Below are 22,998 nucleotides of genomic sequence, written 5' to 3' on the forward strand. Positions count from 1 at the left end.
GTATGCTTATAAGCAGCTCTTTTTTTTATGCGGGAATAGTGGAAAGGAGGAGGACTCGGTGAAATTATCTAAGTGGATTGGAATGAGCGCATTTCTCACATTTTGTGTGGTATCTGTCATCTTCTTAACGTTATTAGGTCAAGATTTATTTAAAATTGAAAGCGCTTCCGATAAAGCGGAGTCAACGTATCAATATCATTTTGTCCTTGTACCGGAGGAACTTGATAATGAATATTGGCAGCTTGTACAAAAGGGAGCTGCGGATGCGGCAGACGTTCATCACGTGTATCTAGAATATTTGGGCCCAAAGCAAGCGGATGTAGACGATCATCTGAAAACCATTGATATGGCAATCGCTGGACATGTTGACGGCATTATGACACAGGGACTTGAGGCGAAAAAATACAAACCGCTTTTTCAGAAGGCGAGGGAAAAAGGAATTGATGTTGTCACCGTCGATACAGATGCAGAGGGGAGCAAACGTCAAGTGTATGTAGGAACGGACAATTACTATTCAGGCTTTATCGCAGGACAGGCACTCATTGCAGATACAAAAGGTGAACAGTATGTAGGAATTGTCACAGGCAGGCTGGATGCCATTCATCAAAAGCTGCGTGTCAAAGGCTTTCGAGATGCCGTCTCCGCTGAAAAACGCATTCATATTGCTGGAATAGAAGAATCAGCCATTACGAAGTCAGGTGCCTCAGGTGCCGCTTATAAACTATTAAACGATCATGCGAAGCTCACCGCATTTTATGGCACAAGTGCATTAGATGGTGCAGGCATCATTCAAGCAATCGCACAGTATCAATCATCCACTGATTTTTATGTGCTTGCATTTGACACATTGCCTGATACGATTCAGGCGCTTGATGATGGAACGATTGATGCCGTGGTCGTGCAGCATCCTTATGAAATGGGCTATCAAGCGGTTGAATCGCTTGTTCGTTTGCAAAAAGGTGAAAAAGAAGAACCGCTTCAGTACACGGGAACGAGTGTGATCCGGCGCGGGGATCTGCCTCTTCAGCAAACAGACAGAAAGCAGGGGGTGCAGCCATGAGAAGGATTCGAAGTAAGCTGTTATTGGCATTTTTAATCCTTGTGCTTCTTGGCAACGTAGCCGCTTTTTTTGTCTACTGGAGCAGTTCAAAAATCACATTAGAATATAGCCGGAGCTTTCGTTCTTTTCTCCTGCTCAATGATATATCGACAGAGGCGAAAACGATGTATGAAAAGGTCAATGCCTATGCCATTGAAAAGGATCGTAAGTTTGCCAAAGAATATCTTACGTCAAAACAGAAAATGAAATCATACGATCAAGCGCTGCGAAAGGATGCCGGTCTTCATGCGGCAATTCCTTCTATTGAAAAATATCAATATATGATGCGGACGCTCATCAATGAAAGTGATGCGACCATGACACATGTAAAAGAAGGGAAAATCGAAGAATATGCTGCAAGTGTGAAGGAAGTGAGAACCGTCTCTTCCTATATACAAGAGCAGACGATGACCCTGCTTGATGATGAATTATCTGAGTATCAGATACTCTATCAATCTCTTCAAAAAAGGCATCAAACCTATGCGCTCTTTACCTTATGCCTGTTTACGTTATCAATCGGGGTCGCCTTATGGATGGCCTATATGATTGCTGGCGGGATCTCAAGACCCATCGTTCATCTGTCCCGAAGCGTAAAAGAAGTATCAGAAGGACATTTTGATGGAGCAAATTTGCATGTCACCTCAAAGGATGAAATCTCTGTTTTAAATGAAGCCTTTCAGCGAATGCGACAAGAGATGAAAATGATGATTGAAGAGATCAAACAAAAGGCAGCATTGGATCAAAAAATCAAAGATATGAAGCTAAAAACGCTGCAAAACCAAATGAATCCGCATTTTTTATTTAACACATTAAACATCGTTTCACGTATGGCTTACTTAGAATCAGCAGAAGCCACATCGAGGTTGATTCAATCCGTTTCCACGCTGATGCGGTATTCGCTGTCTGCTCTTAGTACATCCGTTACATTGGAACAAGAAGTGAAAGTGGTGAAAGAGTATTTTCATATACAAGAAACGAGATTTGCCGATCGAATTACGTGCAAAACGTCCATCGATGAATCGTGTTTATCTGTGCATATCCCAAGTCTTACCTTACAGCCGCTTGTTGAAAATGCCTTTATTCATGGCGTCGAGCCAAAGGAGGAAGAGGGACTTGTCGAGCTCTCGATCTATCAAGAAGGCGGCTATGTGATGATTCGGATTCGGGACAATGGGATGGGCATCAATGAACAGGAGAAAAGAAGATTGCTGTCAGAAAAAGAAGAGGAAGATTCGAACATATTGAGTAAAGGCCACTCGACAGGAATCGGTCTTCGAAATGTAATGTCAAGACTGCGCTTGTTTTACGGGGTGCAAGATGCCCTTCAAATTGATTCAAAGCCAAACGAAGGCACCACCATACAATTGGCTATTCCGATGAAGGAGGGACCGGCATGCTGAACGTGCTGATTGTCGATGATGAAAAAATAGAACGGCTAGCGATGCGGAAGTTCTTAACCGAATGGGTTCCAGAGTGTCATATAGCAGGAGAAGCGGAAAATGGAAAGAAGGCGGTTGAATTCGTGCGATCTGAGTCCATTCATCTTGTGCTCATGGATATTCAGATGCCTGGCATGGATGGACTGACAGCGATCAAACAGATCAAAGCAATCAGCCCTCATACAAAATTCATTATGCTGACAGCCTACGATACATTCGATTATGCCAAGCAAGCGATGCAGGAAGGGGTGAAACAATACCTCGTCAAACCAGCTGACAAAGATGAAACCATCGCAGCCATTCGATTTGTAGCAGCAGAGATTCAGCAGGAGGCGACTCTGCGGCAGGCGGCAGCGGCCGATCAGCAGTCAAAGTGGCTTGAAGCGCATGTCATGAACGGTCAATCTTATACATCCATGGAGTTTCAACAACTATTCTCCGAATATGAAGCAGGTCTTATCATCGCTGTGCAGCGGACAGAAGGAGATCAGCTGTTGATCGATTTACAGAAATCTGCACGATTTCATACGGTGCCTATTCAGATGGGGGGAGAACTGTTTACATGCCTCATTTATAGTCAGCAGGGACCAGGTCCGCTAAAGGCAGAGGTGCTGCAAGCCATTCGAGCTGCCATGACAAACGGTCAGCCTTCACCTGTCGTTGGCATAGGGCACCCAGTCTCAAACCCGCTTCATCTTCAGAAAAGTGCAGCAGAGGCGAAGCTTTCCTATTATCAGCGAAAAAAGAGTGGCGGCGTTGTTCGTTATGGCTTTTACCAAACAGAGGTGAAGCCCGGTCCATTGATTCATCTGCCGGAGCTTGCAGACAGCATGATGCAAGCGCTCGAGGAAGGGAGAAGAGAGGATGCGCTGGCTTTATTTGATGCCTTTCAATTAGAGGGGGCGACGATTTCGCAGGTAAAAGAACTGCTGATTCTCTTCAAATCACGACTCCGTACAGACCTATCGATATTGACAATCAGCACCGCAGCTGAATGCCGCCAGTGCTGTGAACACCTATTTGATGTGTATGAAGCGAGAACCCAGACCATCAATGACATCGAGCGGGCAAAACGTTACATCAAAACATATTATTGTGAACAGATCACGCTTGAGCAAACGGCCGCTTATGTTGATTTAAGTCCCACCTATTTCACAAAACGATTTAAAGATGAGACGGGTCTGACATTTAAAGAGTATGTGACAGCCTGCCGGCTGGATAAAATCAAAAAGCTCCTCAAAGACAGCACGCTTAGCTTAAAAGAAATTACCTTTCAGGCAGGATATACAGATCCTAATTACGTCAGCCGTGTGTTTAAGAAGATGGTCGGCTGTTCACCGAAGGAATATCGAAAACAGGCCGTAAAAAAATGAAGAATTTCATAAAAAAGTGAAGAAGTTTGCCTGAAAAAAAGCAAGGATCTGCCATTATACTTATTTTGATAACGCTTACAAAATGGGGATAGGGGGATCAATTATGAAGTTCAAATTAGGCTTTACACTGCTGGCACTCTGTATGCTTATCGTCACTGCCTGTAGCTCATCGACGAACTCAGAGGCAAAAAAAGAAGGCGGAGCGGAAAAACTCGAAATTTTCTCTTGGTGGACAGGAGCAGGTGAGGAAGACGGGCTGAAGGCACTCATCCAATTGTTTGAAGAGAAGAATAAAGACATTCCAATTGAAAATGCAGCCGTCGCAGGTGGTGCTGGTACGAATGCAAAGGCTGTCCTGACTAGCCGTATGCAGGGAAATGACCCGCCTGCTACGTTTCAAGTGCATGGCGGGGCGGAGCTGAATGAGAGCTGGGTCGCGGCAGGCAAAATGGAGCCGCTGGATGATTTATATGAAAAAGAAGGCTGGAAAGACAAATTTCCAGAATCACTGATTGACCTTGTCAGCAAAGATGGGAAAATCTATTCCGTGCCAGTGAACATTCACAGGGGCAATGTGCTTTGGTATAACAAGAAGGTATTTGATGATGCAGGCTTAGAGCCGCCAACGACATTTGATGAATTTTTCAAAACAGCAGATGCATTAAAGAAAAAAGGAATCACACCACTTGCACTTGGAGATAAGGAGCCTTGGGCAGCGACTCATTTGTTTGAAAGTGTCTTGCTGGGTGTATTAGGTGCAGATGGTTATCAAAAACTTTGGGCTGGCGACATGAAAATGGATGACCCGAAAGTGAAGGAAGCGGCAGACATCTTTGGACGTATGCTCGAATACGTCAATGACGATCACAGTTCACGTAACTGGCAGGATGCCTCACAGCTCGTGGCAAAAGGAGAAGCGGCAATGAATGTCATGGGCGACTGGGCGAAGGGGTACTTTGTGAATGATCTTGATTTGAAGGTGAATCAAGACTTTGGATACGCGGCGACTCCTGGAACGGAAGGAAGCTTTATGGTGATCACCGATACATTTGGACTGCCAAAGGGTGTGAAACAGCCAGAAAACGTGAAGAAATTCTTATCCGTTTTAGGATCTGTGGAAGGACAGGATGCGTTTAATCCGCTAAAAGGATCGATTCCAGCACGTGTGGATGCAGATGTATCAAAATATGATGAATACGGAAAATCGGCGATGAAGGCATTTAAAGAGTCAAAACTGGCGCCGTCTCTTGCTCATGGCTCAGCTGCTGAAGAAGGGTTTGTGACAAAAGCGAATCAAGCCGTCAATATCTTCGTGACACAAAAAGACAGCAATCAGTTTGTTTCATCTTTAAAAGATGCAATGAAATAAAGACGAAGGAGGCGGCGGCTAGGCACCGCCTCTTTTTTAAAAAGGAGTGTAGCTTCATGCGCATGGACACATCGCCGATGACAAAAACACCTGTGCACAAAGTTAAACGTATGCGGAAAAAATGGAATGGAGACCAGCTGCTGGCGCTGCTCTTTTTAGCCCCGTCAGCGGTTTTATTATTCATCTTTGTTTACGGTTTTATTGGCTGGACAGGATATGTGTCATTATCAAACTGGACCACGCTTGTTCCTGATTTCTCTTTCGCAGGTCTTCGCAATTATGTCATGCTGTTTCAAGATTTCCGCTTTCAATCAGATCTTCGAAACACGGTCTTTTTCACTTTATTTTTTATTGGAGCGGTCATTGTCTCTGGTCTCGCACTTGCGATTTTACTAGACCAGAAGATCAAGGGGGAATCTCTTTTTCGGAATTTATTCTTCTTTCCGATGGCCCTTTCCTTCGTTGTCACAGGAGTCGTATGGCAATGGATTTTAAACCCGTCAACTGGGGTGAATTTATTTTTGAAAACGCTTGGTATCCAGCCTAAGTGGTATACGGATACGAACATATTGGCCGGATTTGTCTGGGGGAAAATTGAGTTTGGTGTACCTGCGGCCATGATTGCTGTTGTGATTGCAGCTGTTTGGCAAATGACAGGCTTCTCTCTGGCGATGTATTTGGCGGGTCTGCGAGGAATTCCAGAGGAAGTAAGAGAGGCTGCTAGAATGGATGGCGCAACGGAGTGGCAGATTTACTGGAAAATCATCTTCCCTCTTTTAAAACCGATTACTGCAAGTGTTGTCATCATCATGGCTCATATTTCTTTAAAGATCTTCGATTTGATTTACTCGATGACAGGACCGGGTGCGAATTTTGTCACGGATGTTCCGGGCGTGTATATGTTTGAAATGACCTTTAGAGGAAACCATTATGCAGGCGGTGCCGCCATTGCGGTTGTCATGCTGATCTCTGTTGCGGTCTTTATCGTGCCATATCTCCTGTCGAGCCGGAAGGGGGCTTCATCATGACAGCCAGATGGTTTGTCCGTCCAGTTCTTTATGCTTTATTGATTTTGTGCAGTCTCTTTTTTCTGATGCCTGTTTATGTCATGCTCGTCACAAGCTTGAAGCCATTAGGTGAAGTCACCCTTGAGCGAATGTGGTCGCTGCCATCTACTATCGATTTTTCAAGCTATCAAATCGCGTTTGAAAAGCTGGCGCCCAATTTAATGAATTCTCTTTATCTTGTCATTCCTGCTACTTTATTGTCCGCTGTTTTAGGTGCAATGAATGGCTATGTCCTATCAAAATGGCGTTTCAAAGGGTCAGAAATCGTCTTTACGCTGATGCTCTTTGGGATGTTTATTCCATATCAAAGTATTCTGATCCCGCTCATTCAATTTTTGCGTGAAGTCGGATTGTATAATTCAATTCCAGGGCTTGTGCTTGTCCATGTCGTATATGGACTTCCGATCACAACGCTCATGTTTCGAAATTTCTATGTGAGCATCCCAGATGAAATGATTGAATCGGCGAAAATGGATGGTGCAGGATTTATCGGGATTTTCAGACATATGATTCTTCCGCTTTCGATCACAGGATTTGTTGTGGTGGCTATTTGGCAGTTCACAAATGTGTGGAATGAATTCTTATTTGCGGTCACGATGACCACTGCGGAGCATCAGCCGGTGATGGTTGCCTTGCAAAATCTATCAGGCAGTCAAATTGTGCAATGGAACGTCCAAATGGCAGGAGCGATATTGGCTGCGCTGCCGACACTACTCGTCTATATTCTTCTTGGGAAATACTTTGTCAAAGGGCTTCTTGCTGGCTCTGTCAAAGGGTAAAATATTTTTTGTGTTATCGTTTTCATTCGTTGTACTGAAAGGATTGACTTCTCTTTAGATAGCGTCATAATAAAAGTTGAGACTTACTAGTTTTCATCAAGCTAGGTAAGGATTATCAAAGGGTAGCAAAGGGAGGAGTCATCCTGAATGAAGCAGTCACCAATTTTTTTACTGCCTGAATTGAAGGAGAGAATATGGGGAGGTACAGCCTTAAGGGATCAATTTGGCTATGATATTCCTTCTGATCAAACGGGAGAATGCTGGGCAATTTCTGCTCATCCAAACGGACCAAGTATCGTGCAAGACGGTCCATATAAAGGGAAAACGCTGATCGAACTTTGGAACAATCATAGAGAATTGTTCGGGGGGATAGAAGGCGACCGCTTCCCGCTGTTAACTAAAATATTAGATGCAAACCAAGACTTGTCCGTTCAAGTTCATCCAGATGATGATTATGCGGAAAGACATGAAAATGGCGAGCTTGGAAAAACAGAGTGCTGGTATATCATTGACTGCAAAGAAGGAGCAGAAATGATCTATGGGCACAATGCAAGAACAAGAACTGAGCTAGTCACCATGATGAATAGTGGAGATTGGGAAGGTCTTTTGCGGCGGGTGAAGATTAAGCCTGGTGATTTTTATTATGTGCCAAGCGGTACCATCCATGCGCTTTGCGAAGGAACGCTTGTCCTTGAAACGCAGCAAAGCTCAGATACAACCTATCGCGTATATGATTATGAACGAAAAGACCAGGATGGCAACGAACGTGAACTTCATTTTGCGCAAGCGATTGATGTCACAACAGTTCCTCATGTAGACGGGTATGCAGATGAATCAGTTGAAACACGGCGGGGAGTGACCATTCGTACATTTGTCGAAGCAGAATATTTCTCTGTGTATAAATGGGAAATTGATCAAAAAGTAGAGCTTACGCAGGATTATCCGTTTTTGCTATGCAGTGTGATTCATGGAGAAGGGTCTTTAGAGCATGACGGACACACATATCCACTGCCAAAGGGCGCTCATTTTATTCTGCCGGCTGAAACAGGAAGCTTCTCAATTGAAGGATCTTGTGAACTGATTGTGTCGCACATATAAGGAAAAGAGGACTTCGAGGGGGTCCTCTATTTTTCTATTGCATAAATGACTTGAAAGAGTACTTGTTTTTGTCGATAAAGAGATTAGTAGACTATTATGCAAAGTTAAGAGAGGGACAGGGAACGTGAAAAAAACCATCAAGATTATGTTACTCGCAGCTGCCTTTGGTATGACATTACACACGGGTAAAGAAGCGCAAGCAGCCTCCTATGTCGATCAATCCATTTATACGATGAACACCTCAAAGGTATTTACAACAGAAGCAGAAGTGAAAAAAGCAGTGGAAACACTAAAGAAAGACAAAAAGTGGACAGCCACTTATCAAACCTCAGGAACTACGTCGACCTATCAGCTCACTGCTTCAGGATATGAGTCGCAAGCAGCAGCGAATGCAAGTGCAGCTGCATTAAAAAAAGAAGTGGGCATGAGTGGTACGGTGTCTCCAGTAGGTGACCGCCTTCCTTTACAAAAGGTCGTATCTGACCCAGTCAATGATGAAAGTCAGGCGAAAAAGCTCTCACTTGAGCTAACAAAAACATCAGGGCTCAATAGCTCCTATGAAGTCATCAATCAAAGCAAACCTTCTTATCAGGTCATATCAGGAACCATTGATTCTGAAACGAAAGTGAAAAATATTCAAACTGAGCTGCAAAAGCAGGCAGGTGTCACCAGTACATACCAAACCGAAACGAAAGCTGGCACTGTGTATCAGCTGATTTCAAGCGGTATTGTTGGACAAAGTAAGGCGAATACCATTCTGCAAGGCTTTCAAAAGGCATCCGGCTTAACAGCAGTGCTTCAAACGGTGACAGCGGGTAAGCCGTATTACATCGTCACATCCGCTGCACAAGCGAACGAGTCGAAAGCACAGACGCTCCTTACTCAGCTGCAAAAAGAAGCAAAGATCAGCGGGAAGATTCAAAAGACTGGTGCCTTAAAAAATGTCTACAGCTTGGAATCAGGCTATTTTAAAGACAACAAACAAGCAGCTTCAGCTGCAGCTCAGATTAAGAAACAAACCGGTGCTGCAGGTGCTGTCCAGCGAGTGGGAAAAACAAAAAATTATATCGTGAAGCTCAATCAATTGAACGATACAGCTTACGGCAAAACGGTAGCCTTTTTCAAGAAAAAGAAATGGCGCTACACCTCCAAAAAGATTTCTTCCACACAGCCATATCAAGTCGTGACGGGAAACCTTTTAGGAGATGACCAAGCGAAAAAAGCAGCGGCTTTCTTCCAAAAGAAAAAAGTATCTGCGACAACGAAAAAAACAGGCAAGGTATCAGACAGCACATATCGACTCGTCGTCAATCAAGCAGTGGACCAAGCGAAAGTGAATAAAGGTGCCGCCTACTTAAAAACGCAGAAGCTGACAAGCAGCATCAAGACAAGTAAGGGACAAGCTGTCAGCAAAACATATAGTCTTAAGACAACACCTGTATATGAACAAACTAAAGTGAAGCAGGCTCAAGAGATTATCAAGAAAAATGGCGTTCCCAGCAGTACAAAAACGCTGACAGAAGCGGTCAAGCAATACCGTATCATGACAGAGCCGACAGTGAATCAGACAAAACTGAATCAAGCACTCAGCTATTTAACGAAACAAAAAATGAAGGCTGTTGCACAAAAAACAGGCGCAGCCGATTATGCTCAATATCAGATCAAAACAGGTGTCATCTCAACCGCTGCACTGCGTGACCAAGGCTTGGCATTTTTCAAAAAACGGAATGAAACCGCTGTGTATACAACAACAACGAAACCAACTTACAAAATTAACATTACGCAGCAATTTACAGGATTACCAACTGTAAATGAAGCCATTGCATTTGTGAAAAGCCAATATGGCTGGACTGCCACAGCCGTAAAAATTAAAAATGGCCCAATGGTCATGCAAACGAACTACAACCTTACTATCAATGAGATGGTCAACAAACAAATGAAGGTATCACCACAGACAGATGGTGCGGCCTATGTTTATGCAGCATATGTAGACCAAGCCACATCGACAGTGAATACGGATGGTTTAAATGTCCGTTCTACACCTGATTCGAGCTCTGCAAGCAACATTGTGGCACAGCTCAATAAAGGAGCAAAAGTGAAACAGCTTGGGAAAGAAGGGAACTGGATCAGGATCAACCTCGGCTGGAGAAATGCAAGTGCAACAGAGGTGCAAAAATATGTAGATCCAGCTAATATTGCCGAAGGCACGCAATCTTATTTTCAATTTCTGAAACTCTCTGAAGCTGCGAATCTCAATCCAGCAGAGGTCAATTCAAAGATTTTAGCAGGAAAAGGGATTCTTGCGGGTAAAGGACAAGCCTTTATTACAGCAGCAAAAACGTATCATATCAACGAAATTTATCTTATTTCTCATGCGTTGCTTGAAACGGGTAACGGAAGTTCCATTTTAGCGAATGGTACATTGTATAATGGAAAGAAAGTTTATAACATGTATGGCATTGGCGCATATGACAGCAATCCAAATTATCTTGGTGCAAAGTATGCGTATGAACAACAATGGTTCACGCCAGAGGCGGCCATTATTGGCGGAGCAAAATTCATTGGCAACAGCTATATCAATAATGCCACATACAAGCAAGATACAATTTATAAAATGCGCTGGTCGGCTGCAGCGACTCATCAATATGCAACAGATATTGGCTGGGCTTCTAAGCAAGTCACTCGCATGTATAGTTTGTATAACCTGCTTGATGACTATACACTGTATTATGATATCCCGGTGTATAACAAATAAAAAAACGTCCGTGCTTCCTAATGAGAAGCCGGACGTTTTTTGTGTAGGAGCAGCTGCTGTTCAATAAATGAGAGGAGCTGCTGACTGGATTGTCCCTTTGAATATTGGTTCCATTCCTCAGCAAAGGTTTTAATTCGTTCTTTATTGGTTGATCCGTTTAGGTGTAAAAGCTCCTGCAAGAGCATGTCTTGAGTGACGCAAGCCTTACCAGGGATGATATCTTCATACCGATCGACTAAGCCGCGTTTCTCTCGATAAGTGTCTAAGTCATACGTGAAGAACAACACAGGCTTTTCGAGCAGTGCATATTCAAACACAATCGATGAATAATCTGTCACCAGGACATCACAAGCACAAAGCAATGGATAGAGCGGCTGATCGGACACATCAAATATCCATTCACCGTCTGTTTCTGCTTTCGCTAAATGTTTGACCGCAGGATGAAGCTTGACGAGCAGAATGTAATCGCCATTCAGATCAGTTTGTAACTGCTCTTTTGAAAAAGGCAGCACAAGACCGTCCATTGCAAAGTCTCGATAAGTTGGTGTATAGAGCAGGATCTTTTTCCCTTTTGGAACATTATTTAGCTTCAAGGAAGGCTGGTGCTGTTCGTAGTACACATCAGTCAGTGGTACACCAGTTGGTAAAAAGCGTTCATCATTGACCCCAAACGAGGTCTTGAAAATCTCACGCATGTGATCTGAGCCTGTCACAATGTAATCGAAAGACGCATAGACACGTTTGAAGCGTTCGATGTCACGGGGACTTCGTTCAGAATTTGAAGCATCTTCGAGCCCGAATTTTTTCAAAGCCCCATTGGCATGCCATACTTGAATACAGGTGGTAGAAGGCCGTTTTCTGAGCACACTCGTCATGAGAAAATAATTATCTGTCACGACAACCTTGCTTTTAAACATCGTATACAGACATTGAATGAGATGGAGAGGATTTTTTTCATGAAAATAGCGAAATGACAGATGAGGCTCGTCCTTTTCTATCGCAGAAGCATGCTTCGTATAGAGGACAGTAAGCTTCATTGTCATATTCGCCTGGTGTTGATAAGTATGAATGAGAGCAGCCGCATTCTCTTGGAATGAAACAAGCAGCGTCACCTGGTTTTCACGAGGCTTCACGCTGCTCATCAGCCATCCAATGAAAGAAATAAAAGCTGCGTAACATGAAATCATCATTGAGCGTATATTCATCATTTATCAGTCTCTCACAGCTGCTTCGTCTGATCCTTTACCTGCTCAGGATAGTAACGTTTTTTTCCTTTGCTTTCCTTTAAGACGGCAAAAGCGTACTTAGGAATATTGAGCATTCGTTTCCATCTCCATGGATTCACAATCAATCTGTACAGCCATTCTGTATTTGTCTTAATCATCCAGCGTGGTGCACGCTTCACCGTTCCGCTAAATACATCAAAGCTTCCGCCTAAACCGATGCAAACAGCCTGCGGGAATAAATGGCGGTATTCGTAAATAAAGTTCTCTTGGTTTGGATAACCTAATGCAACAAACACCATATCAGGTTTCGAGCGCGCGATTTGCTTCGCAACGAAACGTTTATCGGCTTGATAGCCGTCACAGCTTCCGGCAAGGACCACATTTGGATATTCCGTATCAATTCGCTGTTTCACAGCCTCAAGCACTTCTTTTTTCGCACCATATAAAAAGATTCTTTTAGACTGCTTGTTTGCTAGATCAAGCATAGACATGAAGACATCAAAGCCGGCAATTCTAGACTTAAGCGGACTTTGGGTCATGCGGGACATCAATACGACGCCTACGCCATCCGGCAGTACATAATCCGCAGATGAGACGACTTGATGGTACGCATGATCCTTCATGACGGCATAGCCTATCTCTGGATTGACAGTCGCAATCATGGCGCCTCTTCTCTGAGAAATATGATGCTGGTTCATATAGCTGATAAATTCATCTAAGTCGCCGTTTACATAAGAAAGATTAGAGACCACTTCTGTTTGCATTGTTTAGACCTCCTTTTTAACTTGTTATCTATGAACGTTCATTGTAAATTCATTCTTCGCCTACTCATCATTTTATCACAGATGCTCCATGAAATATTAACAATAACTTTACAAACCTTTAAATTTCATGACATTTTCATCAATTCAAATGGACGATCCTCTGTGAAACATTGATTCCTCGGACTTTTCCTCCTGCGCCCAATAAATTGGAAATAGTTTGTCTTTACATTTTCTTAACCTTTCATAGGCGTTGTGATATAATGAAGTTCCAAAGAGCGAAAAAATGATCGATGATAATAAGATTACGGATAACATTACTGCTTAAAGCAGACGAATAAGGATGAAAGAAAGGAGTTTATGTTTGCAATGAAGAAAGTTATTACTTACGGTACATTTGATTTATTACACTGGGGGCACATTAAGCTGCTAGAACGTGCAAAGCAGCTTGGAGATTACTTAGTGGTGGCTATTTCTACAGACGAGTTTAATTTACAAAAATCAAAAAAAGCTTATCACAGTTACGAGCATAGAAAGCTGATTCTTGAAACCATTCGTTATGTTGACGAAGTCATTCCAGAAAACAGCTGGGATCAAAAAATTCATGATGTGCAACAGCATGATATTGATGTGTTTGTTATGGGAGATGACTGGGAAGGCAAGTTCGATTTCTTAAAAGAACATTGCGAAGTCGTATACTTGAAGAGAACAGAAGGCATCTCGACAACCCAAATTAAAGAAGAAATTGCTGGACTTTAATAGATCAAAAAAGTACTTCTTATCTTTTGGTAAGAAGTACTTTTTCATGTAAAATACAATGAGTAAGTCAACAATATTATGAAGGAGAGCTTCCTTTGTTTCAAAATTGGATGAAGAAAAAAGTTGAAGACACATTGGATCAACCTGAACAACATGAAACAATGACATCAGTTGACATGCCTGATATGGACTACTATTTTATTATGGGTGATGTACCAAAAGAGGATGAGAGCTTAACTGAGTCTTTAAAAGCAAGAATAAAACCATTAGCTGATCAACACAAACGTACTGCAATTTTAACTTTGAATTATGATGCAAATGTAAAGGAAAGTATTCACCGCATGGAAGAGATCTTTTCTTCTGATGTTGACATCTTGAATGTGTATGAACACTATATTCTACCGGAAAGCGGTAGTAAGAGACGTTACTCGGAATTTATTGTCAGTGAATCATCGCATTCGATCAATGAAGCAGTGATTCCGGCAGATGAACCCACGATTCAGGTGACGAGATATGAACGATCTTCTTCTCCCATTTGTTATATTGAACAATATAATGAAGAGCAGCAATTGGTGAAAAGGGAAGAATATAATTGGCAGGGCGTTTTATGCAGAGTACAAAGCTTTGTTCCCCATACAGGTGCACTATACTTAGAGGAATTGATCAATGACGATGGCAGTATTTATATGGAGTTCATCTACCATGGAGAAGTAAAAAAGAATCCAGTCCGGCATATTAATTGGTATAAAAAAACAGGAATTCAAACATTTACAAAGAAGACGGATATTAAACAATTATGGTTATCCAGCATTCAATCACAAAATAACCGTTTGAAACTGATGATCACAGAGGATCGTGATCAGGACCGCCACCTGTTTAAAATCGATCAGCCTGAAACAACCTATTACGCTGCATTTGTGCATCACGCACATTATGAGGAAGATCTGCATCAAATCAATTCTCAATATGGAGAATTATTTAAACAAATAAGAAAACAGCAAGTGGATGCTGTCTTTTTTGGGGATACTAAACATAAAGAAGATGTCGAAAAACTATTGGGGGAACAAGCCTATTTTTATCTTGTTCCTTCTGACGAAGAGACTGTTTGGAATACGGCGATTCATCATATGCTCGAAAATCGTGAGCATAAAGATGAACTGAGAGGGATCGTTGACAGCATGAAATGGGTCTTGCGTGATCTAAGCTCTGAGCATCATGTTCTTCACCTTCAACTCGAGTTAAAAGGTGAAATGAGTCATGCGGATCATGTGCAAATTGATTTCGCAGGATATGATCGAGTGAATGGAGCTGAAATCATCTCTCAAACAATCGATGAGAACCATCAAGTCAGCTTCCCAATCGGCCATTTTCAAACAAAGAAAAACATTGAAATCAACCAAACGAAATTTGTGGATTTTTACATTCGTTTTAAAACAGAAGAACTTCAAGAGGTTTTGCAGCGTCTAGAAATAGAAGGTGAGCTGCTTACGAATAAACCATCGTCCATCGATGGATGGTCATATCAAACGAAACAAGGCAACTATTCTTGGAAAGTGAAATAGTGATATTACACAACGGTAAGATTTCTGAACAGAGGAGATTAACGATTAATGATTGAAGAGGGAATTCATAAGAAGAGTGTCGTTGAAGGGTTAAAAAATCACCATGAGAAACTAGAAATGCTGATTCGCATCAACGATGACATGCCATTAACAGATAGAGAATTTTATTTGTTTATGAGGGAGAGAGTTTCGAAACAAGAACTTTTCCTTCCGCTTGTCCATCAAGAAGAGAATCTATTCAAATTGGTATTGAATGAAGCATCGCTGCCGCTTGCGTTAGAGCAAGGCCAGACATATAACTTGTATGTCACGGACTATTTGAGCACAAACAAAGAAGAGGATGAGGACGAGCTTGAGGACTCAGCTTATGATTCTGATTCCGAAGAAGAGGAAGAAGAAGTAAAAGAAGAGGGTATCAATACAGATATTGAATCTGAAGAGAAAACGTCAAACTATAAACGCCGTTTAAAAATGGAAATAGAAAAGCCTGAGCTGACCTTTTTAGAAAATAAAGACGCCATGCTGTGTATCATTCCATACCGTACAGACAAAGGGAATGCTTCTTTGAAAATCAAGCGTGAGCTAAAGGTTGTGAAATTCAATCATATCGATCTCAACAAAGGGTGTATGTTATCTCTATCCGGGTATGCAGGCGTATTAAGTGCAGAACATCCGTATGAGATCAAAGAAGCAAAGCTGCTATTGAAGAAAAATGGTGAAGAACCAATTGAGCATCGTTTTCCGGTCAATATCACCCATATAAAAGATGAAGTGATCGAATACCGTGATGATCAACGTGTACCACAGCTTTATCAATTTTTAGCAGAGGTTCCTTTAGAGGAATTGACCTATTCCTTGAACAAACGACTTGTATATCGCTTCTATCTTGAATTTATCTGCGATGTGAACGGAGCAGAGGAAACATTAACAACCACTTCTTTAGTGCTTGGAGACCGCTCGAACAAACTTAAAGGACTTGTTCAAATTCATAAACGAAACGATGTACCGATTCGATATGAAGTGTACCGAAAGAAAAAGAGACAAACACTTGGCATTCGTATTAATGATTACACAATGAAAACACGTGCGAAGTATTACGTCAAAAGCAAATGGAAGAAATTCAAAAAGCAGATCGGCAAAATCAGAAAAGTCCGTAACCGCCTTGTGACAAGAACGTTTAAAACGACCTTTAAGCTGGCGAGTAAGCTGTCTGTGAAAAAGAAAACCGTTGTATTTGAAAGCTTTAATGGAAAACAATTCAGTTGTAACCCGCGTGGGATTTATGAGTATATGAAAGAACATCACCCTGAATATACGCTGATATGGAGCGTTAAAAAGGGTCATGAAGCACCGTTTAAGGAAAAAGGCATCTACTATATCAATCGTCTGTCATTGAAATGGATCTTTGCGATGGCAAGAGCCGAGTATTGGGTCGTAAACAGCCGTTTGCCGCTATGGGTTCCAAAGCCAGATCACACAACATACTTGCAGACTTGGCATGGTACGCCGTTAAAACGGCTGGCAATGGACATGGACGAGGTGCATATGCCTGGAACAAACACGAAGAAATACAAAAAGAATTTCACAAAAGAAGCCTCGAATTGGGATTATCTCATTTCTCCAAATGCCTACTCGACTGAAATCTTTACACGTGCGTTCCAATTCCAAAAGACCATGATTGAGTCAGGATATCCGAGAAATGACTTCCTTCACAATCAAAACAATGAAGAAACGATGAGAGCACTGAAACAAAAAATGAACCTGCCGCTGGATAAAAAGTTGATCTTATACGCACCGACATGGAGAGACGATCAATTTTATAGAAAAGGGCAGTACAAATTTGATTTAGACCTTGATCTGCATGAACTGAGAGCTGCAATCGGAGATGAATATATCATCATTCTGCGTATGCACTATCTAGTTGCTGAAAACTTTGATTTAGGACCATATGAAGGCTTTGCCTATGACTTCTCTCATTACGAAGACATTAGAGACCTTTATATGATTTCTGATCTGCTCATCACAGATTACTCATCTGTGTTCTTTGATTATGCAAACCTCAAACGTCCGATGCTGTTCTATGTGCCAGACATTGAAACATATCGTGACAAGCTTAGAGGCTTCTACTTCGACTTTGAACAAGAAGCACCTGGACCACTTGTGAAAGAGACAGAAAGTGTCATTGACTGGGTGAGAGAAACAGAACAGCCAGACTTTACACTACCAGCTTCATTTGCACCGTTTTATGAGAAATTCTGTTACTTAGAGACTGGAGAATCTTCGAAGCGGGTCGTTGAAGTAGTTTTTAATTCACAACGCTTTTGATTGTTTTCTTATAGATGGAAAAACACCTTTGGAAGGTATCAAGTTCAATACTTGACCATTATCCAAAGGTGTTTTTTAATACATATAATTTTATTCTATATAAGTGGTTAATTAGTTTTTGTACAGACATTTTTGTAGAAGAGATCTAGCGCCTCGCTATTATACTTTTCGTAATCAAAGGATTTTTGTTCCATACTATTCTGGATAAAATCAGACATACCATTAAATAGCGCAGTTTCATTATTATCAACTAATAATCCATATCCACCCTCTAAGACGGAATGTACTCCAGTTACATCGGTAGCTATAATTGGTTTCTTTAAAATCATTGCTTCCATGAGAACCAAGCCTTGCCCTTCATAATCTGAAGATAAGACAAAACAATCACATTCATCTAGTAAAGAAAATGGATTTTCGAGTTGTCCAACAAAAAACACACAATGTTCTAGATGTAACTTTTTTGTGTGATCCTTTAATTCTCTTTTTAAAGGCCCTTCACCCACAATATACAATACAGCTTTTGGATAATGCTTGTGTAATTGTGAGAAAGCAGAAATTAATTTCTTTTGCCCTTTTTCAGGAGATAATCTTCCTATAGTTATAAAGTTGATATACTCCTTATTTGGAAGTGGAATCCCAGATAGATTAAGACCGATGGATTCGTTTTTATCATTTTGATAAGTAATTAAATATTTCTCATTATTAAATTCTATAATCTCTTTATTTTCTTTCATTTGAAGGACTTTGTTAGGCGAGATTACATTATTAACAAAAACCATTTTCTCTAAAGCATTAGGAATATAAGGGCTTAAGTTCAAGTGATTTTCTATGTTAGTCGATTCGGCAACTGAAACAATTCTATCGAAGAACTTGTACAGTGAGAAAATTACTTTTAGGTTACCACGATGTTTATATTTGTGATTCACTTTCTTGTTATACTCTTTCATCATGTCGGCATGCAGGAAAATACTTTTGACTTTAAAATCTCCGAATGCGAAAAGAAGAGTCCAAAATTTGTTATATCCTCCAAAATCTATTCCTACATCAAACTTCGTATTACCAATAATTCTCTTTAATTCTCTCTTGTATGAGTTTACTGGAGTGTATTTTAACATTTTGTTATTGTATAAACCACGACGGAAAATTAGATTCTGTTTATATGTTTCTTTTAATGTTCTATTAACAAAACCTGGTCTATAAATAATATGAACATTAGGATGAAGCTTTTGTATGTTCATCCATTTATCTTTATGATAATTTGAGTTATCAATGACAACAACTTCATATTTGCTGTAATCAATCTGATCAAATAAATTAGTCGCTGAAACGGTTATACCATTATTGTAGAAGCCCCCACAATAAAAAAGTAATTTTGTTTATTGCTTTCAACCTTGATTAATTCATCTTGATTTTTCCCTTTAAATATTATGTCAATGAGTCGATCAGTAGCATTTCCGTCATCATAAGAGCAGTATTCATCTAAAAACTCTTTGTATTGACTTTCAAACTGTTTATTGAAGTTATTTAAACTGTTTAGCTGGCCTAAGCTGTCAATTAAATCAACTATATTTTCACAGATAGGTCCTGGAAGTTTTGTTATATCTAAATAAAAACCTCTTTCTGATTCATATTCACGTAAGTCAGGCATATAGAAAAAGACAGGTCTTTTTAAAGGTAGGAAATCGAAAAGATACTTGAATAATCTGTAATCAAAATGTCTATAGCTGATAAAAGTTCATTTGTATCAATCCAGTTTGGAACACAAAGATGTTCAAGACCACTCTGTTTAAAAAATTTATAAGAAAAGTAATGAGATTTTAAAAGTACTAAGTAATCATCACCAAGCGCCTGCTGAATTTTCACCACTTCACTATGCAATGTATAGCAAGTATCCTCTTCGGCACCTATTGTTCCTCTCCATGTTGGAGCATAAAGTACAATTTTTTTATTAAAAGGTAAGTCTAATCTTTCTTTAACACTTTCACTGTTAGTGTTTAATGTTAAATCTACTCTAGGATAACCGATATTTGCAATTTCCCCGGCAAATATCCCAAATACATCATTTGATTTTAGTAATTTTTCATACGTAAAAGTATTCGGGCTAATAAGGTAATCACAATGAAGCAAATTTCTTTGGATATTTTTATGACCAGACATTGATCTTTTATTAATATCCTTCCCTAAAGTTTTTAAAGGAGTTCCATGCCATGTATTGATATATACTTGCTCTTCTCTTTTAATAAAGTAAAAAGGAAATGACGTATCATTAACTAAATATTTTGAAGTTGCTAAATATTTTAGATATTCGTTGCTATCAACTTTAACAAAGGAAATATTAGAAGTTTTCTGCTTTAATTCTGCAATCATTGGATCATTGAAATCATTAATGACCCAAACATGATGTAAATCTTTAAAAGTACTATCTTTCATCAAGCCTAGAAAAATTGCGTAACAATTTCCAGAAATACTTTTGCCATGATAAGCTTCATATAGAATATAATTACTTCTAACCGGATTTTTCTCTAAATAGGAGGTGTATTTACTTCTAATACGAAGTCGTGAATCTCTGGAAAACTCAATTAGTGGATTTAAAATAAATTTAATCTTTCTTGTAACGATTTTTTTTGAATTGCTTGATTCTCATTAATGTTAAGCCCCTTCATGTAATATATATAATAGGAAAATGATATTTATTTTGGAAATGCAATTATCCTGATAATTATATTCTAATGACAATTATAAAGCAATGATATAATAAGGTAATTAGTAACCTAGAATAGCTGAATATACCAGTGTTTATTTTGATCAAATTTCCCTACTATTTAATATACTCATTCGCTTTGAAAAGTGAAATATTTCTCAACATCTGTTACAATTATGAGCGGTGATTTTTTTAAAAGAGGCAATCCCAAAAACTTATATCTAAGGAAGATTAGAATGAACGCATTGTTTACAATATTAAGAGAGCAAATCAGCTCACTTCCGCTGATTATGCGACTTGCTGTTTATGAAACAAAATCAAAATATCAGATGAATTATTTGGGTGTTTTATGGCAGTTTTTAAATCCATTAATGCAGATGCTGGCTTACTGGTTTGTTTTTGGTATGGGCATTCGCGGAGGACAGCCAATTGCCATTGGAGACATGGAGGTTCCATTTATCATCTGGATGCTAGCCGGTTTAATCCCGTGGTTCTTCATTAGTCCGACCATTCTTGATGGATCAAACAGTGTGTTTAAACGCATTAATATGGTATCGAAAATGAATTTTCCGATTAGTGCGCTGCCGTCTGTGGTGATTATGTCCAACTTGTTCAGCTACTTTGTTATGATGGGTGTCTATCTAATTGTGCTGATTTCCTATGGCATCTATCCTGACGCACATTGGCTGCAATATATATACTATCTTATTTGTATGATCGCGTTTATGTTTTCGTTTAGTTTGTTTAATTCCACGATTAGTGTACTCGTGAGAGACTATCAATTTCTTTTACAATCTGTGACACGATTACTTTTCTTTTTGCTGCCGATTTTTTGGAATATCTCAGAGAAGCTCACTGGAGACAAAGCGTGGATTGGGGACATATTAAGACTGAATCCTCTTTTCTATATTATTGATGGTTTCAGAAATAGCTTATTAAAGGGAGAATGGTTCTTCCATGATGTCAAATACACACTTTATTTTTGGCTGATCACGCTTCTTCTTTTAACTATCGGTTCATTGCTTCATATGAAATTCAGGGATAAATTTGTCGATTTTCTTTAAAAAGTAAGGAGATTATACGATGAAACTAAAGGTTTCGTTTCGAAACGTATCCAAGCAATACGTCCTATATAAAAAGCAGTCGGATAAGATCAAAGGGCTGTTTTTACCTAATAAAAATGAAAAAGGTTTTTTTGCTGTTCGTGATGTGTCCTTTGATGTATATGAAGGCGAGACAATTGGTTTTGTAGGGATTAATGGATCTGGGAAATCGACAATGTCGAACCTTCTAGCGAAAATCATTCCACCGACAAGTGGTGAAATTGATATGGACGGCCAGCCTTCGTTAATTGCCATTGCAGCAGGGCTGAACAACCAATTAAGCGGGAAAGACAACATTCGCTTAAAGTGCTTAATGATGGGACTGACGAATAAAGAGATAGACGAGCTTTATGAAAAAATCGTTGAGTTTGCGGATATTGGCGACTTTATTGACCAGCCGGTTAAGAGCTATTCAAGCGGAATGAAATCACGTCTTGGCTTTGCCATTTCAGCGCATATCGATCCGGATATCCTCATTATTGATGAAGCGCTGTCTGTTGGAGACCAAACCTTCTATCAAAAATGTGTGGACCGCATTACAGAATTCAAAGAACAAGGAAAGACGATCTTTTTTGTCAGTCACTCTATTAGCCAAATCCAAAAAATCTGTGATCGGGTGGCTTGGATGCATTATGGTGAGCTTCGCATGTTTGATGATACGAATAAGGTCGTAAAGGAATATAAGGAGTTTGTTGACTGGTTTAACAAGCTTTCTAAGAAAGAAAAACAAAAATACCAAATGGAACATAAGGAAGGCAGAAAAGGCATACAAAAGACAGAAAAGGTGTCTCGTTATCAAGAGAACGGAAAACGCCGCTCATTGTTCGGACCCGCATTTCAAGTGACAGTTTTAGCGGTCTTAACGTTATTGCTAGCCTTATCGATGTTTTCAGATCGCCCGCTTCGTACATTGGCGACATTTGGTGCAATCCCATCAGATAAGACAGAAGCGCCTCAGTCGAAGCATCCGCAGACCAAGGGAGCGCCCGATATGAAAAAGGTGGATCAACAGCTGATAGTCACGGCAGATCCACTTACGGTTTACAAAGACCAAGCCATGAAAAAAAAGGCCGATATCACTTTGGTATTTGGACAAGAAGTACAGGCTGTGGCTGAAAATAAACAAAGCGTTCAAATTAAAACTGCGTCAGAAACGTATTTTGTTAAACCTGCTGCGCTTCAAAATGCAGAGGATTTAAAGTCATTATCCATTGGACCAGGACAGTTTAATTCCTATGTATCACCTGCATCGGCAGGTTCGTATGAGTATTTACTGTCTTTCCTTGGAAAAGAAGAATCTGTGCTGAAACAGAGAATGCAAACGCTGAGTTCAGTGAAAAATGATCAAGGAGATACGATTGAGCGATTGACCACAGAGAAAACCGACTATGTCATTCAAAATGGTCAGGCAAACACGATTGTGTTTCGCGATATTATGCCAATCTCTCCTTCCACACTTGGGCTGACAGAACAAAATGTCTGGATGAATGAGAAACGAACAAAGTTCGCAGTGAAGGGCGAAAACAACCTGTTTGTCATTGATAATGAACAGCATACACTGACTATTTCAGTCATTAAATAA

16 protein-coding genes and 1 pseudogene are annotated in these 22,998 nt (G+C 40.2%); 13 read left to right on the forward strand and 4 right to left on the reverse strand.

Going from position 1 to position 22,998, the window contains the following annotated elements; translation table 11 throughout:
* Positions 1-58: 58 nt before the first annotated feature.
* The 8 genes from JJ692_RS04585 to JJ692_RS04620 all read left to right on the forward strand — a co-directional run bounded on the left by JJ692_RS04585 (position 59) and on the right by JJ692_RS04620 (position 10,979).
* A complete protein-coding gene (locus JJ692_RS04585; protein ID WP_151862833.1) occupies positions 59-1,060 on the forward strand; it encodes a sugar-binding protein in 1,002 nt (333 codons plus the stop codon).
* Entirely contained in the window at positions 1,057-2,499 is a 1,443-nt protein-coding gene (locus JJ692_RS04590) for a sensor histidine kinase (protein ID WP_206534268.1), read from the forward strand. Before JJ692_RS04585 ends, JJ692_RS04590 begins: the two co-directional genes overlap by 4 nt.
* Positions 2,493-3,911 carry a response regulator gene (locus tag JJ692_RS04595; RefSeq protein ID WP_024423653.1) on the forward strand — a complete coding sequence of 473 codons (1,419 nt, stop codon included), beginning with the start codon at positions 2,493-2,495 and terminating at the stop codon, positions 3,909-3,911. The genes JJ692_RS04590 and JJ692_RS04595 overlap by 7 nt, the downstream gene beginning before the upstream one ends.
* A 103-nt stretch (positions 3,912-4,014) precedes the next feature.
* Complete coding sequence (locus tag JJ692_RS04600) at positions 4,015-5,280, forward strand: ABC transporter substrate-binding protein (RefSeq protein WP_103131694.1); 1,266 nt, start codon at positions 4,015-4,017, stop codon at positions 5,278-5,280.
* A 56-nt stretch (positions 5,281-5,336) separates the two neighbouring features.
* The gene (locus tag JJ692_RS04605; RefSeq protein WP_103131693.1) at positions 5,337-6,308 is read left to right on the forward strand and encodes a carbohydrate ABC transporter permease; all 972 of its coding nucleotides are present in this window, start codon (positions 5,337-5,339) and stop codon (positions 6,306-6,308) included.
* The gene (locus JJ692_RS04610) at positions 6,305-7,126 is read left to right on the forward strand and encodes a carbohydrate ABC transporter permease (RefSeq protein WP_044333316.1); all 822 of its coding nucleotides are present in this window, start codon (positions 6,305-6,307) and stop codon (positions 7,124-7,126) included. The genes JJ692_RS04605 and JJ692_RS04610 overlap by 4 nt, the downstream gene beginning before the upstream one ends.
* A 147-nt stretch (positions 7,127-7,273) precedes the next feature.
* The gene (manA, locus tag JJ692_RS04615; protein WP_133744494.1) at positions 7,274-8,224 is read left to right on the forward strand and encodes a mannose-6-phosphate isomerase, class I; all 951 of its coding nucleotides are present in this window, start codon (positions 7,274-7,276) and stop codon (positions 8,222-8,224) included.
* A gap of 124 nt (positions 8,225-8,348) precedes the next feature.
* Positions 8,349-10,979: a glucosaminidase domain-containing protein gene (locus tag JJ692_RS04620; protein WP_206534269.1), complete on the forward strand. Its 2,631-nt coding sequence runs from the start codon at positions 8,349-8,351 to the stop codon at positions 10,977-10,979.
* 17 nt (positions 10,980-10,996) lie between these two features.
* Here JJ692_RS04620 and JJ692_RS04625 read toward each other — a convergent pair whose 3' ends face one another.
* Positions 10,997-12,187: a CDP-glycerol glycerophosphotransferase family protein gene (locus tag JJ692_RS04625; RefSeq protein WP_277602654.1), complete on the reverse strand. Its 1,191-nt coding sequence runs from the start codon at positions 12,185-12,187 to the stop codon at positions 10,997-10,999.
* A gap of 11 nt (positions 12,188-12,198) precedes the next feature.
* On the reverse strand, positions 12,199-12,969 hold the full coding sequence (locus JJ692_RS04630) for a WecB/TagA/CpsF family glycosyltransferase (protein WP_024426277.1): 771 nt from the start codon (positions 12,967-12,969) through the stop codon (positions 12,199-12,201).
* Between the two features lie 366 nt (positions 12,970-13,335).
* Between JJ692_RS04630 and tagD the strand changes: the two genes are divergently transcribed.
* From tagD to JJ692_RS04645, 3 genes are all read left to right on the forward strand, one after another.
* The gene (tagD, locus tag JJ692_RS04635) at positions 13,336-13,725 is read left to right on the forward strand and encodes a glycerol-3-phosphate cytidylyltransferase (RefSeq protein WP_034624575.1); all 390 of its coding nucleotides are present in this window, start codon (positions 13,336-13,338) and stop codon (positions 13,723-13,725) included.
* A 95-nt stretch (positions 13,726-13,820) separates the two neighbouring features.
* Complete coding sequence (locus JJ692_RS04640; RefSeq protein ID WP_206534270.1) at positions 13,821-15,287, forward strand: alpha-glucosyltransferase N-terminal domain-containing protein; 1,467 nt, start codon at positions 13,821-13,823, stop codon at positions 15,285-15,287.
* A gap of 48 nt (positions 15,288-15,335) precedes the next feature.
* Positions 15,336-17,612, forward strand: a complete 2,277-nt coding sequence (locus JJ692_RS04645; RefSeq protein WP_206534271.1) for a CDP-glycerol glycerophosphotransferase family protein — start codon at positions 15,336-15,338, stop codon at positions 17,610-17,612.
* A 107-nt stretch (positions 17,613-17,719) separates the two neighbouring features.
* Here JJ692_RS04645 and JJ692_RS04650 read toward each other — a convergent pair whose 3' ends face one another.
* Positions 17,720-18,850: a glycosyltransferase gene (locus tag JJ692_RS04650; protein WP_206534272.1), complete on the reverse strand. Its 1,131-nt coding sequence runs from the start codon at positions 18,848-18,850 to the stop codon at positions 17,720-17,722.
* A 92-nt stretch (positions 18,851-18,942) separates the two neighbouring features.
* A pseudogene (locus JJ692_RS04660) lies at positions 18,943-20,231 on the reverse strand (CDP-glycerol glycerophosphotransferase family protein).
* A 318-nt stretch (positions 20,232-20,549) separates the two neighbouring features.
* Here JJ692_RS04660 and JJ692_RS04665 point away from each other — a divergent pair.
* Together JJ692_RS04665 and tagH are read left to right on the forward strand one after the other, a co-directional pair.
* On the forward strand, positions 20,550-21,377 hold the full coding sequence (locus JJ692_RS04665; protein WP_044335380.1) for an ABC transporter permease: 828 nt from the start codon (positions 20,550-20,552) through the stop codon (positions 21,375-21,377).
* Between the two features lie 19 nt (positions 21,378-21,396).
* Positions 21,397-22,998 carry a teichoic acids export ABC transporter ATP-binding subunit TagH gene (gene tagH, locus JJ692_RS04670; protein WP_206534273.1) on the forward strand — a complete coding sequence of 534 codons (1,602 nt, stop codon included), beginning with the start codon at positions 21,397-21,399 and terminating at the stop codon, positions 22,996-22,998.

This window comes from Bacillus sp. 3a (assembly GCF_017161885.1).
GTDB classification, from domain to species: Bacteria; Bacillota; Bacilli; order Bacillales; family Bacillaceae; genus Bacillus; species Bacillus safensis.

Excerpts from the sequence above, each read along its gene's own strand:
- JJ692_RS04650 (WP_206534272.1), bottom strand. The coding sequence starts at position 18,850 with ATGAACATACAAAAGCTTCATCCTAATGTTCATATTATTTATAGACCA.
- JJ692_RS04595 (WP_024423653.1), top strand. The coding sequence starts at position 2,493 with ATGCTGAACGTGCTGATTGTCGATGATGAAAAAATAGAACGGCTAGCG.
- JJ692_RS04645 (WP_206534271.1), top strand. The coding sequence starts at position 15,336 with ATGATTGAAGAGGGAATTCATAAGAAGAGTGTCGTTGAAGGGTTAAAA.
- tagD (WP_034624575.1), top strand. The coding sequence starts at position 13,336 with ATGAAGAAAGTTATTACTTACGGTACATTTGATTTATTACACTGGGGG.
- JJ692_RS04665 (WP_044335380.1), top strand. The coding sequence starts at position 20,550 with ATGAACGCATTGTTTACAATATTAAGAGAGCAAATCAGCTCACTTCCG.
- JJ692_RS04630 (WP_024426277.1), bottom strand. The coding sequence starts at position 12,969 with ATGCAAACAGAAGTGGTCTCTAATCTTTCTTATGTAAACGGCGACTTA.
- tagH (WP_206534273.1), top strand. The coding sequence starts at position 21,397 with ATGAAACTAAAGGTTTCGTTTCGAAACGTATCCAAGCAATACGTCCTA.
- JJ692_RS04605 (WP_103131693.1), top strand. The coding sequence starts at position 5,337 with ATGCGCATGGACACATCGCCGATGACAAAAACACCTGTGCACAAAGTT.
- JJ692_RS04600 (WP_103131694.1), top strand. The coding sequence starts at position 4,015 with ATGAAGTTCAAATTAGGCTTTACACTGCTGGCACTCTGTATGCTTATC.
- JJ692_RS04625 (WP_277602654.1), bottom strand. The coding sequence starts at position 12,187 with ATGATGAATATACGCTCAATGATGATTTCATGTTACGCAGCTTTTATT.
- manA (WP_133744494.1), top strand. The coding sequence starts at position 7,274 with ATGAAGCAGTCACCAATTTTTTTACTGCCTGAATTGAAGGAGAGAATA.
- JJ692_RS04610 (WP_044333316.1), top strand. The coding sequence starts at position 6,305 with ATGACAGCCAGATGGTTTGTCCGTCCAGTTCTTTATGCTTTATTGATT.
- JJ692_RS04590 (WP_206534268.1), top strand. The coding sequence starts at position 1,057 with ATGAGAAGGATTCGAAGTAAGCTGTTATTGGCATTTTTAATCCTTGTG.